Raw genomic sequence first — 18,235 nt, 5'->3', positions numbered from 1 at the left:
GGTCAAGCGACGGCTACGACGTCGAGAATCCGCTGCACCACCCGATCCTGATCGATGCCGGCGGCTTCGGCTTCAAACGACAGAATGATGCGGTGCCGCAACACGTCGAACAGCACCGCCTGAATGTCTTCCGGGCTGACGAAGTCGCGACCGGCCAGCCAGGCGTGGGCCCGGGCGCAACGGTCGAGGGCGATCGAGCCACGTGGACTGGCGCCATAGGCGATCCACTCGGCCATTTCCGGATCGAATTTGGCCGGGGTGCGCGTGGCCATGACCAGTTGCACCAGGTATTCCTCCACGGCGTCGGCCATGTACAGACCGAGGATTTCCTTGCGCGCAGCAAAGATCGCCTGCTGGCTGACCCGGCGTTCCGGTTTGGTTTCGCCATTCAGCGCTTCGCCACGGGCCTGCTGCAGGATCCGGCGTTCGACGGCAGCATCCGGGAAACCGATTTTCACGTGCATCAGGAAGCGGTCGAGTTGGGCTTCGGGCAACGGGTAGGTGCCTTCCTGCTCGATCGGGTTCTGCGTGGCCATCACCAGAAACAGCGGCGACAGTTCGTACGTGCTGCGCCCGACACTGACCTGACGTTCGGCCATGGCTTCGAGCAGCGCCGATTGCACCTTGGCCGGGGCGCGGTTGATTTCGTCCGCCAGGACCAGGTTGTGGAAGATCGGCCCTTGCTGGAACACAAAACTGCCGGTTTCCGGGCGATAGATCTCGGTGCCGGTGATGTCGGCCGGCAGCAGGTCAGGGGTGAACTGAATGCGATGGAACTGGGCTTCGATGCCCTCGGCGAGTTCTTTGATCGCTTTGGTCTTGGCCAGACCCGGAGCGCCCTCGACCAGCATGTGGCCGTCGGCGAGCAGGGCGATGAGCAAACGCTCGATGAGTTTTTCCTGGCCGAGAATCTGCGTTGAAAGAAAGGTTCGCAGCGCCAGCAGCGCTTCACGATGTTCCATCGGTGACTGTTCCTGGAAAGGGTGGCCGCAGGCGTTCGGATAACGCCGGGGCTGGGGGCGTTACTTTAATCCATCGAGGGGGGTGGCGACTAACGGCATTTTGCGCAAAGTGCGGGAAATGACCGGGGGATTTGTTGGAATTTTGTAGCCGGGAAGTGATTGGTTGACTGTTCCGGCCCTATCGCGAGCAGGCTCACTCCTACATAGGGGCGTCGTACACCGTACTGTAGGAGTGAGCCTGCTCGCGATGAGGCCCTTCAAGACGCCATCAAATCTGGCTAATGAAAGTGCCAGTCCCATCCAGAATATTCTTCAGGGTTTCTTCAACTTCAGCCAGATCAACCATGTCCGGATTGAAGGTAATTTCCAGCACATCATCGCCATTCAGCGCATCGGCATCCGCCGCCGCGATTTCAATCTTCAGCAGAGTCTTGGACAGGGTGACTTTCACGCCGTCCAGCGTCGAAGGCTCGCCATCCAGGGTGATCTCCAGCTCGTCCTCGTCCGGATAGCGGCTCATCAGAAACATGTCGCCCTTGTCGCTATGGCAGCAGAGCATGGCCATGTTGTCTTCTTCGTCGTCGCACGGGTTGACGATCAGTAGGGCGGTGGTCATTTGCATGGGGGAATTCCTGGCCGACGGGCGCTAAGTGCAATCGAAAGCGCGATTTTGCCAGCCTTGGCGCATTTGCGCTGCTCTCTTGCGTGGTTGCTTTGTTGCTGCCTGCAATACGAGGGCGGGTGAAACCTGGCGGAATCGGTGAAGAGGGAAAATTCCGACAGATGAATCCTGTGTTGAGGGTTGAAATTTCCGAGGACGCCGCAGGGAAAGTTACTTGTTTGAACTTGGCAGCCATTTTCTGCTTTTTCGCTTGTTTTATCGCCACGATTGTCATTATTTTGCGGTTCGAGCGCAAAGGAGTGCGTCAACTCAAACCGAAAAAAAGGACCTCTTTCAATGCATCCGTATTTCGAACGCGCTGAGGAAATTGCACACCTGTCCGACGATCAGATCGAGCAGATTTATCAGCGATATCTGGACGGGGAAAAAAGCGCTGCGCTTCTGGCCGAGTATCAGATCCCTGCCACTGTTCGCAGCTTGCTCAAGGTTTTGCCGCCGATTGTCAGTCAGGATCTGAAGTGCCCTTATTGCGATGTGCCGATGTGGGTACGTCGGCACGCCCGGGGCACTCCGATCTCGCAGCGTCATCCTTACAAGTGCATACGGTGCGAGCACCGATACTCTGCATCCGCCCGCCATGGCCGACGCATGGCGTGTACTTGCCCGGCATGTTGCCAGGTTCATCAGCAACAATTGGCGGCGCAGGCCGAGCGTGATCGCCGCGAACTTGAATCGTGCTTCGGTATACCGAGTCCGGCGGTGCCGTATTCGACCCTTGGGTTTGTGCAGAAACTGACGTTGCTGGCCTTGCTTGACGATGGCAATGCCAACCATCCCGAATGGATCGCGCCGTTGAGCGCGACATCCCGAAGCGAACATCTGGCACCGAGCGTCGAGGCCAGCGAGGAAAGATTGAAGAGTCTGCACGAGGCTGGCGTGTTAGCGGTCGCGACGAGCTCTGATATCAGGGCCTTCGATCGCACTGAGGGTTGCAGTATCAGTGACTATTGCGCAGTGCGCTGGCAGCCTAATGTGGCACTCGGCGGAGTTGCGCGCTGTAATCGGGAAAGTCTGTACCTGACGCTCTATCAGGAGTTGTCCGGCGAGATTCAGGTCGCCTGGAAGAGCGAACTCTACGGGCTGATTTTCGATCTGGCCCGAGAAGAATCGCTTCAATACATCCGTGTGCTGGCCAACGAAGTCAGTTTTTCGTTCACGGCCGAGGCGCGTGCCGAAACGGTTGTGGGGCAACTCCTGCAGGATTTTTCCGTAAGCCAGCTCTATTACTTTGCCCGCCTGGCGGTAAAAAACGCTGCGCACTTTTACGCTACCGGCAACTCCAAAGGTCGCAATCACGCGTCCAACACCATCCCGCGCAACATGCTCGGGACCGCTCAGGACGCCCTGACTCGGAACTGGCGCAAAAACGCACACCGCGATTCGCGGGTACCGCAATCGGCGTTGCATCGGTTGTTGTATGACGTAGTGCTCAAGGACAGCGGTGCCGGGTTTTCCAAGTCGCCGGGAATGTATTGGCGCGATGAACTGGTGCCGCAGTTCTTCTCCCGTGCAGCTTTTGACAGCGACCTGCTCGGTCATTTGAGGCTGTTTTGCCGAGAGTGTGACTCCAGCAATATCGACGCCAGCATGGATAAATTGATCCTGAAAACCATGTGTTACGACTGTGCCACCGTGAGCAAATTCAGGGCTTTCGAGGAGCTGCCTGACTGATGTTGATGGTGGGGGCTAAGCGGCCCAGGAAAAGGGAAGGCATAAGCTCAATGTGGCTGCTTTCCTTTTTTTCTTCGAGGTAGTTCCTGAGGATGTTGCCTTGAATCTTTTTTGAGTTCTGAGGGCTGTTTTCTAAAGTGAATGATAGTGCGGTAAGGAACGTAAAACAGGAGTTGAAAGAGAATCGGGGGGAGTAAGAATACGAAAAGAAAAACTCCTGAAGAGTACGTTGAATAGAATAGAAAATTCTGACCCATGATCCTCAGTTTTGAGTCGCGGCTCATGAGGTCGGTGGAGTTTAAATACGCTTCATAGGTGAAGATAGAGCAAAATAAAAGCAGGACAATGAGCGATAAGGAATATTTTATGAGTGAGAGTTTGTTTGCTCTTTCAAATATCTGGTCGGATATTTTTAAGCATCTGTACAGGAATATTAAGCTGAATATTGGCGCAAATACCGCAATGTAATTCGTGGTTATCCTGGAGCTTAGAGGGAGTTTGGACGACCAGAAGCCGATGTTTTCGATCAGATAGTTTTGTAGAGCAGAATCGAGCAGCATAGGATGGTGCTCGTTAATGATTGGAACTATCAGGTTGATGAGGAGGATCGGCGCCAGCATGGATATAAAACATGCGGTTGATATGGATGGCTCAGGAGTGTTTTGCACCGTGTAATCCTTGTTTGGTGGCCGGCTCAATTAATTGAACCGGCGGGCAGAGTATTAATGCGCTGGCGTCGTTTCAACTAGCGTGAATATCGTGTCATTTATCTTTTCTACGGTTTTGGCATCGAGTAAAGCGGCAACGCCAGCCACGAGGAGGCCGGTAGCGACTACAGCAATTACGGGTGGAAACGAAAAAGCAGCTAGCACTGGTGGTGCTATGAGAGCGACCAGCAACCCTGCTCCGGCTCCTGCGGCAATGCTTTCGAATTCGAGTAACAGGGGTTTCCAGTTTCCATCCTGAAAACCGATGATTGCCTTTTCCACAACAGAATGCGCCTGCACGATTTTTCCGGTTACGCCAAATCCTTTGGCGAGCCGATTGACACTGTCCATGTAGGTCGCCTTGTCCAACGCGTTCAGTGCGTCGACAACCGCACGGGTATCCTGCGGGCTGAGCCTTGCATTCGGGTTGGTTCGCACCTGCTCGAACGTTTGCAGCGCCTCGTTGTAGCTCCTGATCTTTTTCCCTGATACATCCTTTTGAAGATCCATCACCACTTGATGCAGCTTGGCGCCGTATTTCTCGAGGATGAATTTGTTCGCGTCGGCGACGTAAGCCACCGCGCGTTTGTAGTCATCAATACGTTTGGCCTCCGCTTCGGCAGCGATCCGTTGTTTTTCTTCCTCCAGTCGCAGAGCAGCCTGACGCGCCTGCTCTTGTCTTTGCGTCTCTTCAGCTTGTCGCGCCGCTTCGGCGGCCTGCTGTTGGGCGAGGGCCTCGGCCTGTCGCCGAGCTATTTCGGCATACAGTCTGGTCTGGCGGTCTTGAAGATTTGCGATTTGTTCGTTCAGAAGCATGGCGTCGTAAGTGGCTTGTAACTTCGCATATTGTTGCGACGTTTTAATATCCCTTGATTTTTGCTGCAGTTCGGTGTTTTTTTGAAAAAGCAATTCATTGACAATGTTGATGGCTTTGTTTAGCCATGTATCGGGGGTGGGGTGGGTCAGCGGTGGGTGTCTGCTGTCTATAATGTTCAGCTCTGTTTGCAAGCCTTGTTCTAAATTGCGCTTTTTTTCCAGATAGTCACTTTCTATCGCCAGTGTGAGCCCATGCATCGGGTTGCCCAGCGGATAATTCTTGAGAATATCTCCGCGAATGGTGCCAGGGTTCAAATTGATGATTTCCCAGGAGCCATCGCCGTAGATTATTGTTGTCGGAAGTTCAAGTTGTCGCATGTGTTGATTCCTTTCTTTGATAGAGACCCGTTCCGTGGGTCGGTTTGATAACTGATGTCTGATTTTTTATGAGGTGTGCTTATATAGATAGCACTGCCGATTTTTGCGTTCAAATCGTGCTGTAGGAATTTGGTCTTCAAATTATGTGAGACATTTCTTGTCAGTTTGTAAGGATTCTTTAGTGTGTTTCTACTTGTTGTTTTTACTGGTTTTTTTGGTGCGAACAATCGAAGGCTGTGTAAGCTTTGGCTGGGTGATTTTCCAAAGAGGAAAGGTGCGGCAGGAACGAATTTAAGGTAATCGGTCATTTCAGGTGCGCTTGCCTGTTGAACGGCCACCTGAAGCGCGAGAATTCTCTTTGGCTGCTAATGTTTACCGGTGCGCGGGGCCGCGTTTACGTGCCAATGACCGAATATGTCGCAGCACCGCAAGCAGACACATTGTCGCACCCATTAAGCTGCGCAACGGATGAGCACCCGTAAAGACATTGTCGGCAGCCTCGACAGTCGTTTTTGCAGATGCCCATTCAATGGAAGGTGAATGTGACCTGAGTGTCTCGTCCAGCTTCACCCACCTGTCCCCCTGTTTCCTCTGCCCGAGAATCAGGAACAGGGCGACACAAGCCCCGAAAGGGGTGTTGCACGCGACGCTTTCCATCAATAACAAGCTTAAGCGGAGTACCACAGATGGCGTTCTTCACCGCAGCCAGCAAAGCCGACTTCCAGCACCAACTGCAAGCGGCACTGGCGCAGCACATCAGTGAACAGGCACTGCCACAAGTGGCGCTGTTCGCTGAACAATTCTTCGGCATCATTTCCCTGGACGAGCTGACTCAACGTCGCCTCTCCGACCTCGCTGGCTGTACTCTTTCCGCGTGGCGCCTGCTTGAGCGCTTCGATCACGCGCAACCGCAAGTGCGCGTCTACAACCCTGATTACGAGCGTCATGGCTGGCAGTCGACCCACACCGCGGTCGAAGTCCTGCACCACGACCTGCCATTTCTGGTCGACTCGGTCCGCACCGAGCTGAACCGTCGCGGCTACAGCATCCACACCCTGCAGACCACCGTGCTCAGCGTACGTCGTGGCAGCAAGGGCGAGCTGCTGGAAATCCTGCCCAAGGGCAGCACCGGCGAAGGCGTGCTGCACGAGTCGCTGATGTACCTGGAAATCGACCGCTGCGCCAACGCGGCTGAACTGAATGTGCTGAGCAAAGAACTGGAGCAGGTGCTCGGTGAAGTGCGCGTCGCGGTCGCTGATTTCGAGCCGATGAAGGCCAAGGTGCAGGAGATCCTCACCAAGCTCGATCACAGCGCATTCGCCGTCGATGCCGACGAAAAGACCGAAATCAAGAGCTTCCTGGAATGGCTGGTGGGCAACCACTTCACCTTCCTCGGCTACGAAGAGTTCACCGTTGTCGATCAGGCCGATGGCGGCCACATCGAATACGACCAGAATTCCTTCCTCGGTCTGACCAAACTGCTGCGCACCGGTCTGACCAACGAAGACCGGCACATCGAAGACTACGCAGTGAACTACCTGCGCGAACCGACCCTGTTGTCGTTCGCCAAGGCTGCGCACCCGAGCCGCGTGCACCGTCCGGCCTACCCGGACTACGTGTCGATCCGTGAAATCGACGCTGACGGCAACGTCATCAAGGAACACCGCTTCATGGGCCTGTACACCTCCTCGGTTTATGGCGAGAGCGTGCGGGTCATTCCGTTCATCCGTCGCAAGGTCGAAGAAATCGAACGCCGCTCCGGCTTCCAATCCAAGGCTCACCTGGGCAAGGAACTGGCGCAGGTCCTCGAAGTGCTGCCGCGTGATGACCTGTTCCAGACCCCGGTCGACGAGCTGTTCAGCACCGTGATGTCGATCGTGCAGATCCAGGAACGCAACAAGATCCGCGTGTTCCTGCGCAAAGACCCGTACGGTCGCTTCTGCTACTGCCTGGCCTACGTGCCGCGCGACATCTATTCCACCGAAGTGCGCCAGAAGATCCAGCAGGTGCTGATGGAGCGCCTGAAGGCCACCGACTGCGAGTTCTGGACCTTCTTCTCCGAGTCCGTGCTGGCCCGCGTGCAGTTGATCCTGCGCGTCGATCCGAAGAACCGCATCGACATCGATCCGCTGCTGCTGGAAAAAGAAGTGGTACAGGCCTGCCGCAGCTGGCAGGACGACTACGCCGCACTGACCGTCGAAAGCTTCGGCGAAGCCCACGGCACCAACGTGCTGGCGGATTTCCCGAAAGGCTTCCCGGCAGGTTACCGCGAGCGTTTCGCGGCGCATTCGGCTGTGGTCGACATGCAGCACCTGCTGAGCCTGAACGAAAAAAATCCGCTGGTGATGAGCTTCTATCAGCCGCTGGGCCAGGTGTCCGGTCAGCGCGAGCTGCATTGCAAGCTGTACCACGCCGACACCCCGCTGGCGCTGTCCGACGTCTTGCCGATTCTGGAAAACCTCGGCCTGCGCGTGCTGGGTGAGTTCCCGTACCGTTTGCGTCACACCAATGGCCGCGAGTTCTGGATTCATGACTTCGCGTTCACTGCGGCGGAAGGCCTGGAGCTGGATATCCAGCAACTCAACGACACCCTGCAGGACGCGTTCGTCCACATCGTCCGTGGCGATGCCGAGAACGATGCGTTCAACCGTCTGGTGCTGACCGCCGGTCTGCCATGGCGCGATGTGGCGCTGCTGCGTGCCTACGCCCGTTACCTGAAGCAGATTCGTCTGGGCTTCGACCTGGGTTACATCGCCAGCACCCTGAACAACCACACCGACATCGCTCGCGAGCTGACCCGGTTGTTCAAGACCCGTTTTTACCTGGCGCGCAAGCTGGGCAGCGAAGATCTGGAAGACAAGCAACAGCGTCTGGAACAAGCAATTCTGACCGCACTGGACGACGTTCAGGTGCTCAACGAAGACCGCATCCTGCGTCGTTACCTGGACCTGATCAAAGCCACCCTGCGCACCAACTTCTATCAGACTGACGCCAACGGCCAGAACAAGTCGTACTTCAGCTTCAAGTTCAACCCGCACGCGATTCCTGAGCTGCCGAAGCCGGTACCGAAGTTCGAAATCTTCGTTTACTCGCCACGTGTCGAAGGCGTGCACCTGCGCTTCGGCAACGTTGCGCGCGGTGGTCTGCGCTGGTCCGACCGTGAAGAAGACTTCCGTACCGAAGTCCTCGGCCTGGTAAAAGCCCAGCAAGTGAAGAACTCGGTCATCGTGCCGGTGGGTGCGAAGGGCGGCTTCCTGCCGCGTCGCCTGCCACTGGGCGGCAGCCGTGACGAGATCGCGGCCGAAGGCATCGCCTGCTACCGCATCTTCATCTCCGGTCTGCTGGACATCACCGACAACCTGAAAGACGGCGCGCTGGTACCGCCGGCCAACGTCGTGCGTCATGACGACGATGACCCGTACCTGGTAGTGGCCGCGGACAAGGGCACTGCAACCTTCTCCGACATCGCCAACGGCATCGCCATCGACTACGGCTTCTGGCTGGGTGACGCGTTCGCTTCCGGTGGTTCCGCCGGTTACGACCACAAGAAAATGGGCATCACCGCCAAGGGCGCGTGGGTCGGCGTACAGCGCCACTTCCGCGAGCGCGGCATCAATGTTCAGGAAGACAGCATCACCGTGGTCGGCGTGGGTGACATGGCCGGTGACGTATTCGGTAACGGCCTGTTGATGTCCGACAAGCTGCAACTGGTTGCCGCGTTCAACCACATGCACATCTTCATCGATCCGAACCCGAACCCGGCGACCAGCTTCGTCGAGCGTCAGCGCATGTTCGACCTGCCGCGTTCGGCCTGGACCGACTACGACACCAGCATCATGTCCGAAGGCGGCGGCATCTTCTCGCGCAGCGCGAAGAGCATCGCCATCTCGCCGCAGATGAAAGAACGCTTCGACATCAAGGCCGACAAGCTGACCCCGACCGAACTGCTGAACGCCTTGCTCAAGGCGCCGGTGGATCTGCTGTGGAACGGCGGTATCGGTACTTACGTCAAGGCCAGCAGCGAAAGCCATGCCGACGTGGGCGACAAGGCCAACGACGCACTGCGCGTGAACGGCAACGAGCTGCGCTGCAAAGTCGTGGGCGAGGGCGGTAACCTCGGCATGACCCAACTGGGTCGCGTGGAATTCGGTCTGAATGGCGGCGGCTCCAACACCGACTTCATCGACAACGCCGGTGGCGTGGACTGCTCCGACCACGAAGTGAACATCAAGATCCTGCTGAACGAAGTGGTTCAGGCCGGCGACATGACCGACAAGCAACGCAACCAGTTGCTGGCGAGCATGACCGACGAAGTCGGTGGTCTGGTGCTGGGCAACAACTACAAGCAGACCCAGGCCCTGTCCCTGGCGGCGCGTCGTGCCTACGAGCGCATTGCCGAGTACAAGCGTCTGATGAGCGATCTGGAAGGCCGTGGCAAGCTGGACCGTGCCATCGAGTTCCTGCCGACCGAAGAGCAGATCAACGAGCGCGTTGCGGCAGGCCATGGTCTGACCCGTCCCGAGCTGTCGGTGCTGATCTCGTACAGCAAGATCGACCTCAAGGAACAGCTGCTGAACTCGCTGGTGCCGGACGACGACTACCTGACCCGCGACATGGAAACGGCGTTCCCGCCGACCCTGGTCAGCAAGTTCTCCGAAGCCATGCGTCGTCACCGTCTGAAGCGCGAGATCGTCAGCACCCAGATCGCCAACGATCTGGTCAACCACATGGGCATCACCTTCGTTCAGCGACTCAAAGAGTCGACCGGCATGAGCCCGGCGAACGTGGCCGGCGCCTACGTGATCGTGCGTGACATCTTCCACCTCCCGCACTGGTTCCGTCAGATCGAAGCGCTCGACTATCAGGTCTCCGCTGACGTGCAACTGGAGCTGATGGACGAGCTGATGCGTCTGGGCCGTCGCGCTACGCGCTGGTTCCTGCGTGCCCGTCGCAACGAGCAGAACGCTGCCCGTGACGTCGCGCACTTCGGTCCGCACCTCAAGGAGCTGGGGCTGAAGCTCGACGAACTGCTGAGCGGCGAAATCCGTGAAAACTGGCAGGCGCGTTATCAGGCTTACGTCGCGGCCGGTGTGCCGGAGTTGCTGGCGCGTATGGTGGCGGGTACCTCGCACCTGTACACCCTGCTGCCGATCATCGAAGCGTCCGACGTCACTGGCCAGGATCCGGCCGAAGTGGCCAAGGCCTACTTCGCCGTGGGCAGTGCGCTGGACATCACCTGGTACCTGCAACAGATCAGCGCGCTGCCGGTTGAAAACAACTGGCAGGCCCTGGCCCGTGAAGCGTTCCGTGACGATGTGGACTGGCAGCAACGTGCGATCACCATCTCTGTCCCTGCAACAGGGCGACGGCACTCAGGACGTGGAAGCACGCCTGGCGCTGTGGATGGCACAGCACGAAAGCATGATCGAGCGCTGGCGCGCCATGCTGGTGGAAATCCGTGCGGCGAGCGGCACTGACTACGCCATGTATGCAGTAGCCAACCGTGAACTGCTTGACCTCGCGTTGAGCGGGCAAGCGGTGGTGCCTGCGGCTGCTGCGAATGCCGAGCTTGAACTGGCCTGAGTAGTGGTTGAATGAAAAAGCCCCTGCATTGTGAGATGCAGGGGTTTTTTTATGTCTGTTGGTTTTGTGGTGGTCGGGCTGGCCCCTTCGCGAGCAGGCTCACTCCTACAAGGGAAACGCATTCCAACTGTAGGAGTGAGCCTGCTCGCGATGGCGCCCTTTATATCAATACAACTTATGTGCTTGTTTACTATCGAGCATCGACACTTTATCTGTCGGTCTGGTCAATAAATTACTCAGCGACTGATCAAACTTCTGCAGCGCCCGAACTTGCACATCCTGCTGTTGATTAATATCCGCGACAATCTCTTCCGAACGTTTGAAGTCCGCCCACACCGGCGTCAGTTCTTTGGCCTCCGAACCTTTCGCCGTGCCGATGTAATTCAACTTCGCATCATAAAAATCCGCACTGACATCGGCCTTGATGTCGGAGCTGCGCGAGGTAATCAACTGGCTGTGGGCGTCGACGATCGCCACCACATCGGGATGCGCCGCGCGCAGGCTCTGCATGTCCGGGTACACCGTGACCGAGCCGAACTGCCGTTGCAGCGAGGCCTTGACCCAGTCCACCGCCATGTCCGGTTTCGAGGTGTTGACGTAGGCGTCGTGGATCGGCTGCACCAGCAGGCTCTGGCCGAAACCGGTGCCGGCGTTGGCCTGATAGTCACGCAGGTATTCGCGGTTGGTCTGGGTGCTGGGGCTGTAGACCACGCCCAGTGAAACGCCGGGACCGCTTTGCACCTGGGCGGCGCTGCTGCGGCCGACCGGTTGGGTGAACAGGGTATCGAGGGACGACACCGCTTTCGGCGCGGTGGGTACTGAACAGGCGGACAAGGCTAAAACCGATATCGCCAGGGTACTGGCAAAGGCAAGTTTCATGATGAGTCTCCCGTGAAGCAACTTCAGTCGGAAAGTCAGCGTTGTCGCGGCTGTGGGTGACGGGCGCACGACAGTTGATTCAGACTAAACCCGCCAACCTGTAAATAAGCTGACAATTTTTCGATTGTGGCGATGCATTAGTTTTATTGGCTTTAAGGCGAATCGGTTAATTGCCTCGGGAAATAAAAAGGCGCAAAACAGTGTTTTGCGCCTTTTTATTTATGGCTGTGCCAACAACCATCAGTTTTTCAAGGGGATCAGTACTTGCTCGTCCGGGGCCAACACCATGAACACCAGCAACTTCGCCGGTTTGCTGTTGCTGGCGTTTTTCGACACCAGGTGTTCGGAGCCGGCCGGTTCGTACCAGAACTGGCCTTTCTTGTAGGTGATCGCCTGTTCGCCCTTGACCTGGGAAATCACTTCGCCTTCGAGCACGTAGGCCATGGCGGTGCCGTCGTGTTTGTGGGCGATCGAGGACTGGCCGGGTTTGTAGTCGACTTCGATCATCATGGCTTTCTTGCCGGGGGCGTTTTTCAGCATTTGGTCTTGCAGGACGGTGACTTTCTCGGATGGGTCGTGAGCCAGGGCGGCGGCAGATACAGACAGGGCGAGAATGGCGGTGAAGAGGTGCAGGGCTTTCATGTTCGATCACCAGTTGGGGAGGGGTGGTGACCACAGTAGTCTGCGGGGTGGGGTATTCAAACGGCCAATATTCGGGAAGATCGGGTGACCAATCAGCAGTGCGGTGGTGCGGCGGAATACGCCTTCGCGAGCAAGCCCGCTCCCACAGTTGAACGCATTCCAATGTGGGAGCGGGCTTGCTCGCGAAGGCGTCCGGTCAGACGATGGGGAAACTGTTGAAATCCACACTATTGGCCAAGCGGCTATCAATCAGGTCAATAAACCCCTGCGCCTCGGGCCGGTTGAAGTGCGCCTGCATCGCCGCTTCCGACTGCCAGCGCGCACTCACCGTCCAGCGTTGGCTGTCCTCGGGGCAGCGGTCGACCATATAGGCGTCGCAGCCCGGTGTCTGGCGCAGGGTGTCGACGATCTTCTGCAACTGCCGGCCGAGTTCTTCAGAACGGCCGGCGGCGGCGCGCACCTGAACGGTGTTGATCACTTCGTTGGACATTGCTCACACTCCTGAATCAGGCCGGACGAATCCTGCTCATTGAGGGATAACGCCCATGCAGAATAGGCCTGCACCTGCTGATCACCAATAACCAATCGGCGGTTAATCACCCAGACCAATCATTCACGCCACTTGTTGCAGAATGTCGCGCAGGCGATCCAGAGCGGTGTCGATATCGAGGGTTTCAATGGCGCCGAAGCCGAAGTACAGGCCGCTCTTCACCGGCTGTTGATAATGAAAAATGTCGATGGAATACAGCCCGACCTCGACTTTTTTCGCCAGTTCGATCACCAGCGCCAGGTCGATCGGCACCTTGCACAGCACCGCCATGTGGAACCCGGCACTGGGCGGTATCGCTTCCAGCCACGGCGCCAGATCCGTGGCCATGCGCGCCAGAATTCGCTCGCGGCGCTGGGCGTAAATCCCGTGGCAACGGCGGATGTGCTTGAGCAGGCAGCCTTCGGCAATGAACTTGGCCAGCGCCCATTGCGGCAGGGTCGAGGCGTGCAGGTCGGTGAGTTGTTTGGCGCGGATCACCGCTTCGAGAATCGCCGGCGGCAGGATCGCGTAACCCAGGCGCAGCTCCGGCAGCAGGGTCTTGGAGAAGGTGCCGACGTAGGCGACGATGCCGCGCTGATCGAGGCTGAACAGAGAGTCCGTAGGCCGCCCTTCGTAGCGGAATTCGCTGTCGTAGTCGTCCTCGACGATGATCGCGCCCAGCTCATAAGCGCGGGCGAGCAAGGCTTCGCGGCGCGCCTGGCTCATCGGCATGCCCAGCGGGAACTGGTGCGACGGCGTGACATAAATCATCCGCGTGCCCTCGGGAATCTGTTCGACCACAATCCCTTCGGCATCCACCGGGATTCCGACCACTTCGGCACCGTGGGTGCCGAACAGCAGGCGCGCGGGCGGATAACCCGGGTCTTCCATCGCCACCCGGCTGCCGGGGCTGATCAGCACGCGGGTGATCAGGTCCAGCGCCTGTTGCGCGCCGTTGCACACCACGATGTCTTCGTCCTGGCAGTTGATCCCGCGCGAAAACGCGATGTGCCGGGCAATCGCATTGCGCAGCGCCGGCAGGCCTTCGGGCACACTGTAGAAACCTTTGGAGCCGGCCATCTGGCGCATCGCGTGCGACACGCAACGGCGCCAGTCGTCATGTGGGAACTGGCCCTTGCTGGTGGCGCCGCCGATGAAGTCGTAGCGCAGCGAACCTTCCAGCGACGGGTGGCGCAAGAACACCGGCAGATTGCGCCAGCGCTCGATCACCTCGGCGCTGGCCAGTTCGGTGTGGCTTTGCTTGCGCTGAATCTGCGCCGGGCGGGCGTTGACGTAGGTGCCTTTGCCGATCACCCCGGTGAGGAAATTTTCGTAAGTCAGCTGCGCGTAGGTGTCGGAAATGGTCTTGCGCGAGATCCCCAGTTGCTCGGCCAGCAAGCGGCTGGGCGGCAACTGCGTACCGGCGGCCAGACGCCCGGACTCGATGGCGCCGCGCAGCTGGTTGTACAGCTGGCCGGCGAGGTCCTTGCGGCCATTGATCACGACGTGAAGTTCCATACCGACGCGGCTCCGGAGGGCGATTGAAGTGTCGGCCAGATTACCGCTGTTGGTTGATTGGCAGTAGTTGCGCAGCACAAAAAACCGAAATTGGTCACCGTCCCCCTTGTAGGAGTGAGCCTGCTCGCGATGACGTCGGCACATCCAACATGGCGGTGACTGAATGACCGCTATCGCGAGCAGGCTCACTCCTACAAGGTTGTGTGTTTGGCCGGGGGACAGTGGTGTAGCGATATTCCGTGGAATTGGGGCTGTAACGCTGGCAGTTCTGCGCTTACCGTGAACTCATCATTCCGCTTCCCGAGACCTGCCATGTCCCCGCGTCTGGACTACTACAACGCATCGCCCAAGGCGATGAAAGCGATGATCGCCATGGAGGCGCTGACCAGCGACCTGAGCATCGAGGCGCCGCTGTTGCAACTGATCAGGATCCGCGCCTCGCAGCTCAACGGCTGCGCGTTCTGCACCGACATGCATTCGGTGGACGCGCGGCGGGCCGGGGAGAGTGATCGGCGTTTGTATGCGATCGCGGTGTGGCGCGACAGCGGCTTTTTCAATCCCCGTGAACGCGCCGCCCTGGGCTGGGCTGAGGCCGTGACGCTATTGGCGGAAAGTCATGTGCCGGACGAGGTTTACCAGCAGGCCAAAGCGCAATTCAGCGAAGCCGAACTGGTGGATCTGACCATGGCCGTCACCACCATCAACAGCTGGAATCGCCTGGCCGTAAGCTTCCGCCAAACCCCAAGCGACTGACGTGCATACCCTGTGATTGAGGTGTTCCTTGTGGTGAGGGGATTCATCCCCGATGGCCTGCGTAGCAGGCCCAACATTGACGACTGCTGCGCAGCCGATCGGGGATAAATCCCCTCGCCACAGGTGTGTTTCCCCTTCCTTTAGGTGTGTGAGTTTCTTAGCCTCAGGTGTTTTGACTCATTTATTGGTTAATGGGGAGGTTCCGTTATTGGCGGGTGGGCGTTGTGGTTTGACTGAGGTGCCGAAGGTGTTGCCCATGCGTGTTCCAGTTGCGGCCGGGGTTGCGAGGCCAACCTGATTTGGTGGCCGTTTGTTCACGGGAACGTTCATTGCTTCCTGATTCTTCTGCGCAGCGGCAGCGCCCTCGGGATTGTTGCCCATCTGCTGACTCAGACAATCGTAATTCGGCGCCTTGTAGCCGCCCACCGTCACCTCCACACAGCCCAGCGGCTGTTCGGCGTGGGCACTGGCGAAGGCGCTCAGCAGCAGCCCGCCGAGGGCGATTTTCCACAGTGATTTCATGCAAGCCTCCTGGCCGGCCCGAAGCGGCCGTTCTCTGTATGGAGTCTAGTGCAAGCCTCGCGCAAATCCCGTGATGGTTTTTTTGCACCGTCCGTCACACCAGATTCATAAACAGCCATCAGGATGACGGTTTTCAGGGGTACGTCAGCCGTGCAGCGAGGCAGTTCCAGGGACGGTCTTCAGCGTTCAGCGACTCTCGTGCGCCGGGTGAGTCTGGGGCTGCTGCTTGGCTGGTTCAGCGGTGCGGCGACAGCCGAACCGGTGCCGGCCGATTTGCGCATGACGCTGCACATCCCGGCGCAGGATCTGGCCCGGGCGCTGGATCAGTACAGCCATGCCACGGGCATTGCAGTGCTGGTCGACAGTCAGTTGAGTCGTGGCCGGCGCTCATTGGCGGTCGATGGCGAATACACCGCTGCCGACGCCTTGCGCCGTTTGCTCGGCGGCAGTGGCCTGATGGCGCGTTACGCCCGCGACGATGCGTTCACCTTGCAGGTGGCGCAGGTCGAGGACGTGCCGTCGGCCCCGGACAAAACCACGCCGGCCAGCGCCGCTGTGAGTCGCAGCTACGCCACCGCCGTACAAGCGGCGATCGAGCGCAACCTGTGCCGTTCGCCACTGACTCGTCCGGGCAGTTATCGCGCGGTGTTGCAGGTCTGGGTCGGGCGCGACGGCGTGGTGCAGCACAACCGGTTGGTCACCACCACCGGTGATGTACGGCGCGATACCGCGCTGGTGGAGAGCTTTCGCAATCTCAGGATCGACCGGCCGACGCCCAGCGCGTTGCGTCAGCCGGTCACGTTGCTGTTGTTACCGGAGTCGTCAGGGAAACGCATGGAATGCACCAAATGGGAAGGAGTTTCCGGGGGATGAAAGACACCGGACAAGGTTCGATGGTCCAGCTGTTCCTGACGTCCTACGAGGACTTTCGGGTGCGCTTGCGACGCCGTCTGGGCTCGGAAGACCTGGCCAACGACGTGCTGCACGAAACCTACCTGCGGGTCGACCGCATGGAAACGCCGCCGAACCTGCTGCGGCCCAATGCCTACCTCTATCGCATGGCCCTGAACATCGCCGCCGACCGCCGTCAGGCCGATGCGCGCCTGCTCACCGGCGAGGAAGTCGAAGAGCTGCTACAGATCGGCGACGAGGCGCTGGACCCGGCGCGGGTGGTGGGTGGGCAGAAGGAAATCCAGTCGCTGCTCAGCGCCCTCTATGAGCTGCCCGCGCGGCGGCGAAGGATCTTCATCGCGGCGCGGCTGGAAGAGGCGCCGCACCTGGAAATCTCCCAGCGCTTCGGCATCTCCACACGCATGGTCGAGAAGGAAATCAAAGCTGCATTGGGCTTCTGCGCCGCGAAACTGGAAAGAAAAGTGTTTCAGCGGTTCGGTCGCGGGGCCGGAAAACCGTCTTCTGAATAGTGCCCGATCAATTCGTTGAGAACCTGCGCGTTTGAACATCTTTCGACTGACACCTGCCAAGCCATCGGCGGCCGACAATCTGCACAGCGAAGCCCACGACTGGTTGGTCCTGCTGACCTCCGGCCGCGCCACTGTGGCCGACGCCCGCGCCTTGCGCGACTGGTGCGCGCAAAGCGCCGAACATGCCCGCGCTTTCGAAGAGGCCAAGGTGTTGTGGCACAACCTGCAGCCTGCCACTGAAATGCTGCAGTCGCCTCGGCGCTTCGGTCGCCGGGCCTTTCTCGGTGGTGCCATCGCTGCATCGGCGGCGTTCCTGCTGGTGCGCGGGACGATTCCGGGTGGCTTTGAAGGGCTCGGCGCCGATTACATCACCGAGGTCGGCCAGCAGAAGCGTTTCGAACCGGCCGATGGCGTAAGCCTGGAGCTCAACACCCAGACCCGTATCAACCAGCGCTCTGGCGATGATGGTGTGCAGGGTTTCGAACTGGTCAGCGGCGAAGTCGAAGTGCAGACCGCGCGGCTGCCATTGGCGATGCAGGCCGGGGGAGGGTGGTTGCGGGCGAGCCAAGCGCGGTTCAATTTGCGCAACACGGATCAGCGAGTGTGCGTGACGTGCCTCGATGGTTCGGTGGACGTCAATGTCGATGGCCGCAGCCTGCGCTTGCAACCCGGTGAACAACTGACCTACGACGCGCAGCAAGTGGGCGCAGTGCAAAGCGTCGACACCGCCGCAGTGATGAACTGGCGCCAACAGGTACTGGTATTCAACGGCGCGACCCTCAGCCAGATGATCGACGAGATCAACCGCTACCGCCCCGGCATGTTGCTGCTGCTCAACCGCGACCTCGGCCAACGCCGCGTCCAGGCCCGCTTCAGCCTCGACCAACTCGCCGGCGTCGCCCTGCTGATCCGCGACGCCTACGGCGTCAAATGCACCGAACTCCCCGGCGGCGTCGTCGTCCTCAGCTAACCCCAATCCCACCACCCCCTGTGGGAGCGAGCTTGCTCGCGAAGGCGGCCTTCCAGCCAACTCATCTCTCTCAGACTGCATACCATCCACTTGTAGGAGTGAGCCCGCTCGCGATGACGGCCCGACAGCCGACCAATATCTACCGGCTTGTGGGAGCTGACCTACCAGCGATGACAGCTCACAAGCCAACCATTCCCCAACT

13 protein-coding genes and 1 pseudogene are annotated in these 18,235 nt (G+C 58.8%); 6 read left to right on the top strand and 8 right to left on the bottom strand.

What is annotated here, in order from left to right:
- Positions 1 to 2 precede the first annotated feature (2 nt).
- On the bottom strand, positions 3 to 962 hold the full coding sequence (locus E3Z29_RS18780) for a MoxR family ATPase (protein ID WP_003218556.1): 960 nt from the start codon (positions 960 to 962) through the stop codon (positions 3 to 5).
- Positions 963 to 1,230: 268 nt separating this feature from the next.
- Positions 1,231 to 1,584 carry a hypothetical protein gene (locus E3Z29_RS18775; protein ID WP_098964262.1) on the bottom strand — a complete coding sequence of 118 codons (354 nt, stop codon included), beginning with the start codon at positions 1,582 to 1,584 and terminating at the stop codon, positions 1,231 to 1,233.
- Between the two features lie 267 nt (positions 1,585 to 1,851).
- Here E3Z29_RS18775 and E3Z29_RS18770 point away from each other — a divergent pair, with 267 nt between their 5' ends.
- Positions 1,852 to 3,315, top strand: a complete 1,464-nt coding sequence (locus E3Z29_RS18770; protein WP_256662022.1) for a hypothetical protein — start codon at positions 1,852 to 1,854, stop codon at positions 3,313 to 3,315.
- A 722-nt stretch (positions 3,316 to 4,037) separates the two neighbouring features.
- On the opposite strand, the gene E3Z29_RS18765 is transcribed toward E3Z29_RS18770, so the two are convergent.
- A complete protein-coding gene (locus E3Z29_RS18765) occupies positions 4,038 to 5,216 on the bottom strand; it encodes a colicin-like pore-forming protein (RefSeq protein WP_134786586.1) in 1,179 nt (392 codons plus the stop codon).
- A 779-nt stretch (positions 5,217 to 5,995) separates the two neighbouring features.
- Here E3Z29_RS18765 and E3Z29_RS18760 point away from each other — a divergent pair.
- Positions 5,996 to 10,799 (top strand): annotated as a pseudogene (locus tag E3Z29_RS18760) (NAD-glutamate dehydrogenase).
- 165 nt (positions 10,800 to 10,964) lie between these two features.
- Here E3Z29_RS18760 and E3Z29_RS18755 read toward each other — a convergent pair.
- The 4 genes from E3Z29_RS18755 to E3Z29_RS18735 form a co-directional block, all read right to left on the bottom strand.
- Positions 10,965 to 11,678, bottom strand: coding sequence for an ATPase (locus E3Z29_RS18755; RefSeq protein ID WP_098964257.1), 714 nt, complete (start codon positions 11,676 to 11,678; stop codon positions 10,965 to 10,967).
- Between the two features lie 240 nt (positions 11,679 to 11,918).
- Positions 11,919 to 12,320 carry a cupin domain-containing protein gene (locus E3Z29_RS18750; RefSeq protein ID WP_134786585.1) on the bottom strand — a complete coding sequence of 134 codons (402 nt, stop codon included), beginning with the start codon at positions 12,318 to 12,320 and terminating at the stop codon, positions 11,919 to 11,921.
- A 196-nt stretch (positions 12,321 to 12,516) separates the two neighbouring features.
- Positions 12,517 to 12,810, bottom strand: coding sequence for a putative quinol monooxygenase (locus E3Z29_RS18740; RefSeq protein ID WP_003225668.1), 294 nt, complete (start codon positions 12,808 to 12,810; stop codon positions 12,517 to 12,519).
- Positions 12,811 to 12,933: 123 nt separating this feature from the next.
- Positions 12,934 to 14,367, bottom strand: coding sequence for a PLP-dependent aminotransferase family protein (locus E3Z29_RS18735; protein ID WP_134786583.1), 1,434 nt, complete (start codon positions 14,365 to 14,367; stop codon positions 12,934 to 12,936).
- 312 nt (positions 14,368 to 14,679) lie between these two features.
- On the opposite strand from E3Z29_RS18735, the gene E3Z29_RS18730 reads away from it, so the two are divergent.
- The gene (locus tag E3Z29_RS18730; RefSeq protein WP_003225663.1) at positions 14,680 to 15,120 is read left to right on the top strand and encodes a carboxymuconolactone decarboxylase family protein; all 441 of its coding nucleotides are present in this window, start codon (positions 14,680 to 14,682) and stop codon (positions 15,118 to 15,120) included.
- 177 nt (positions 15,121 to 15,297) lie between these two features.
- Here E3Z29_RS18730 and E3Z29_RS18725 read toward each other — a convergent pair whose 3' ends face one another.
- On the bottom strand, positions 15,298 to 15,642 hold the full coding sequence (locus E3Z29_RS18725; protein WP_098964253.1) for a hypothetical protein: 345 nt from the start codon (positions 15,640 to 15,642) through the stop codon (positions 15,298 to 15,300).
- 207 nt (positions 15,643 to 15,849) lie between these two features.
- Here E3Z29_RS18725 and E3Z29_RS18720 point away from each other — a divergent pair, with 207 nt between their 5' ends.
- From E3Z29_RS18720 to E3Z29_RS18710, 3 genes are read left to right on the top strand one after another with little or no spacing between them, the layout of a single operon-like run.
- Positions 15,850 to 16,515, top strand: a complete 666-nt coding sequence (locus tag E3Z29_RS18720) for a secretin and TonB N-terminal domain-containing protein (protein WP_256662018.1) — start codon at positions 15,850 to 15,852, stop codon at positions 16,513 to 16,515.
- Positions 16,512 to 17,063: an RNA polymerase sigma factor gene (locus E3Z29_RS18715; RefSeq protein WP_027613107.1), complete on the top strand. Its 552-nt coding sequence runs from the start codon at positions 16,512 to 16,514 to the stop codon at positions 17,061 to 17,063. The genes E3Z29_RS18720 and E3Z29_RS18715 overlap by 4 nt, the downstream gene beginning before the upstream one ends.
- Before the next feature lie 31 nt (positions 17,064 to 17,094).
- Positions 17,095 to 18,033 carry a DUF4880 domain-containing protein gene (locus E3Z29_RS18710; protein WP_134786581.1) on the top strand — a complete coding sequence of 313 codons (939 nt, stop codon included), beginning with the start codon at positions 17,095 to 17,097 and terminating at the stop codon, positions 18,031 to 18,033.
- Positions 18,034 to 18,235 lie beyond the last annotated feature (202 nt).

The organism is Pseudomonas sp. S150 (assembly GCF_004526365.1).
GTDB lineage: Bacteria > Pseudomonadota > Gammaproteobacteria > Pseudomonadales > Pseudomonadaceae > Aquipseudomonas > Aquipseudomonas putida_A.
Note: the sequence above shows the minus strand (reverse complement) of the source record. Positions and strands in the feature narration are given on the sequence as shown.

Bases quoted from the DNA above. Each gene is read 5' to 3' on its own strand.
- E3Z29_RS18730 (WP_003225663.1), top strand. From the start codon at position 14,680: ATGTCCCCGCGTCTGGACTACTACAACGCATCGCCCAAGGCGATGAAA.
- E3Z29_RS18780 (WP_003218556.1), bottom strand. From the start codon at position 962: ATGGAACATCGTGAAGCGCTGCTGGCGCTGCGAACCTTTCTTTCAACG.
- E3Z29_RS18715 (WP_027613107.1), top strand. From the start codon at position 16,512: ATGAAAGACACCGGACAAGGTTCGATGGTCCAGCTGTTCCTGACGTCC.
- E3Z29_RS18725 (WP_098964253.1), bottom strand. From the start codon at position 15,642: ATGAAATCACTGTGGAAAATCGCCCTCGGCGGGCTGCTGCTGAGCGCC.
- E3Z29_RS18775 (WP_098964262.1), bottom strand. From the start codon at position 1,584: ATGCAAATGACCACCGCCCTACTGATCGTCAACCCGTGCGACGACGAA.
- E3Z29_RS18750 (WP_134786585.1), bottom strand. From the start codon at position 12,320: ATGAAAGCCCTGCACCTCTTCACCGCCATTCTCGCCCTGTCTGTATCT.
- E3Z29_RS18735 (WP_134786583.1), bottom strand. From the start codon at position 14,367: ATGGAACTTCACGTCGTGATCAATGGCCGCAAGGACCTCGCCGGCCAG.
- E3Z29_RS18755 (WP_098964257.1), bottom strand. From the start codon at position 11,678: ATGAAACTTGCCTTTGCCAGTACCCTGGCGATATCGGTTTTAGCCTTG.
- E3Z29_RS18765 (WP_134786586.1), bottom strand. From the start codon at position 5,216: ATGCGACAACTTGAACTTCCGACAACAATAATCTACGGCGATGGCTCC.
- E3Z29_RS18740 (WP_003225668.1), bottom strand. From the start codon at position 12,810: ATGTCCAACGAAGTGATCAACACCGTTCAGGTGCGCGCCGCCGCCGGC.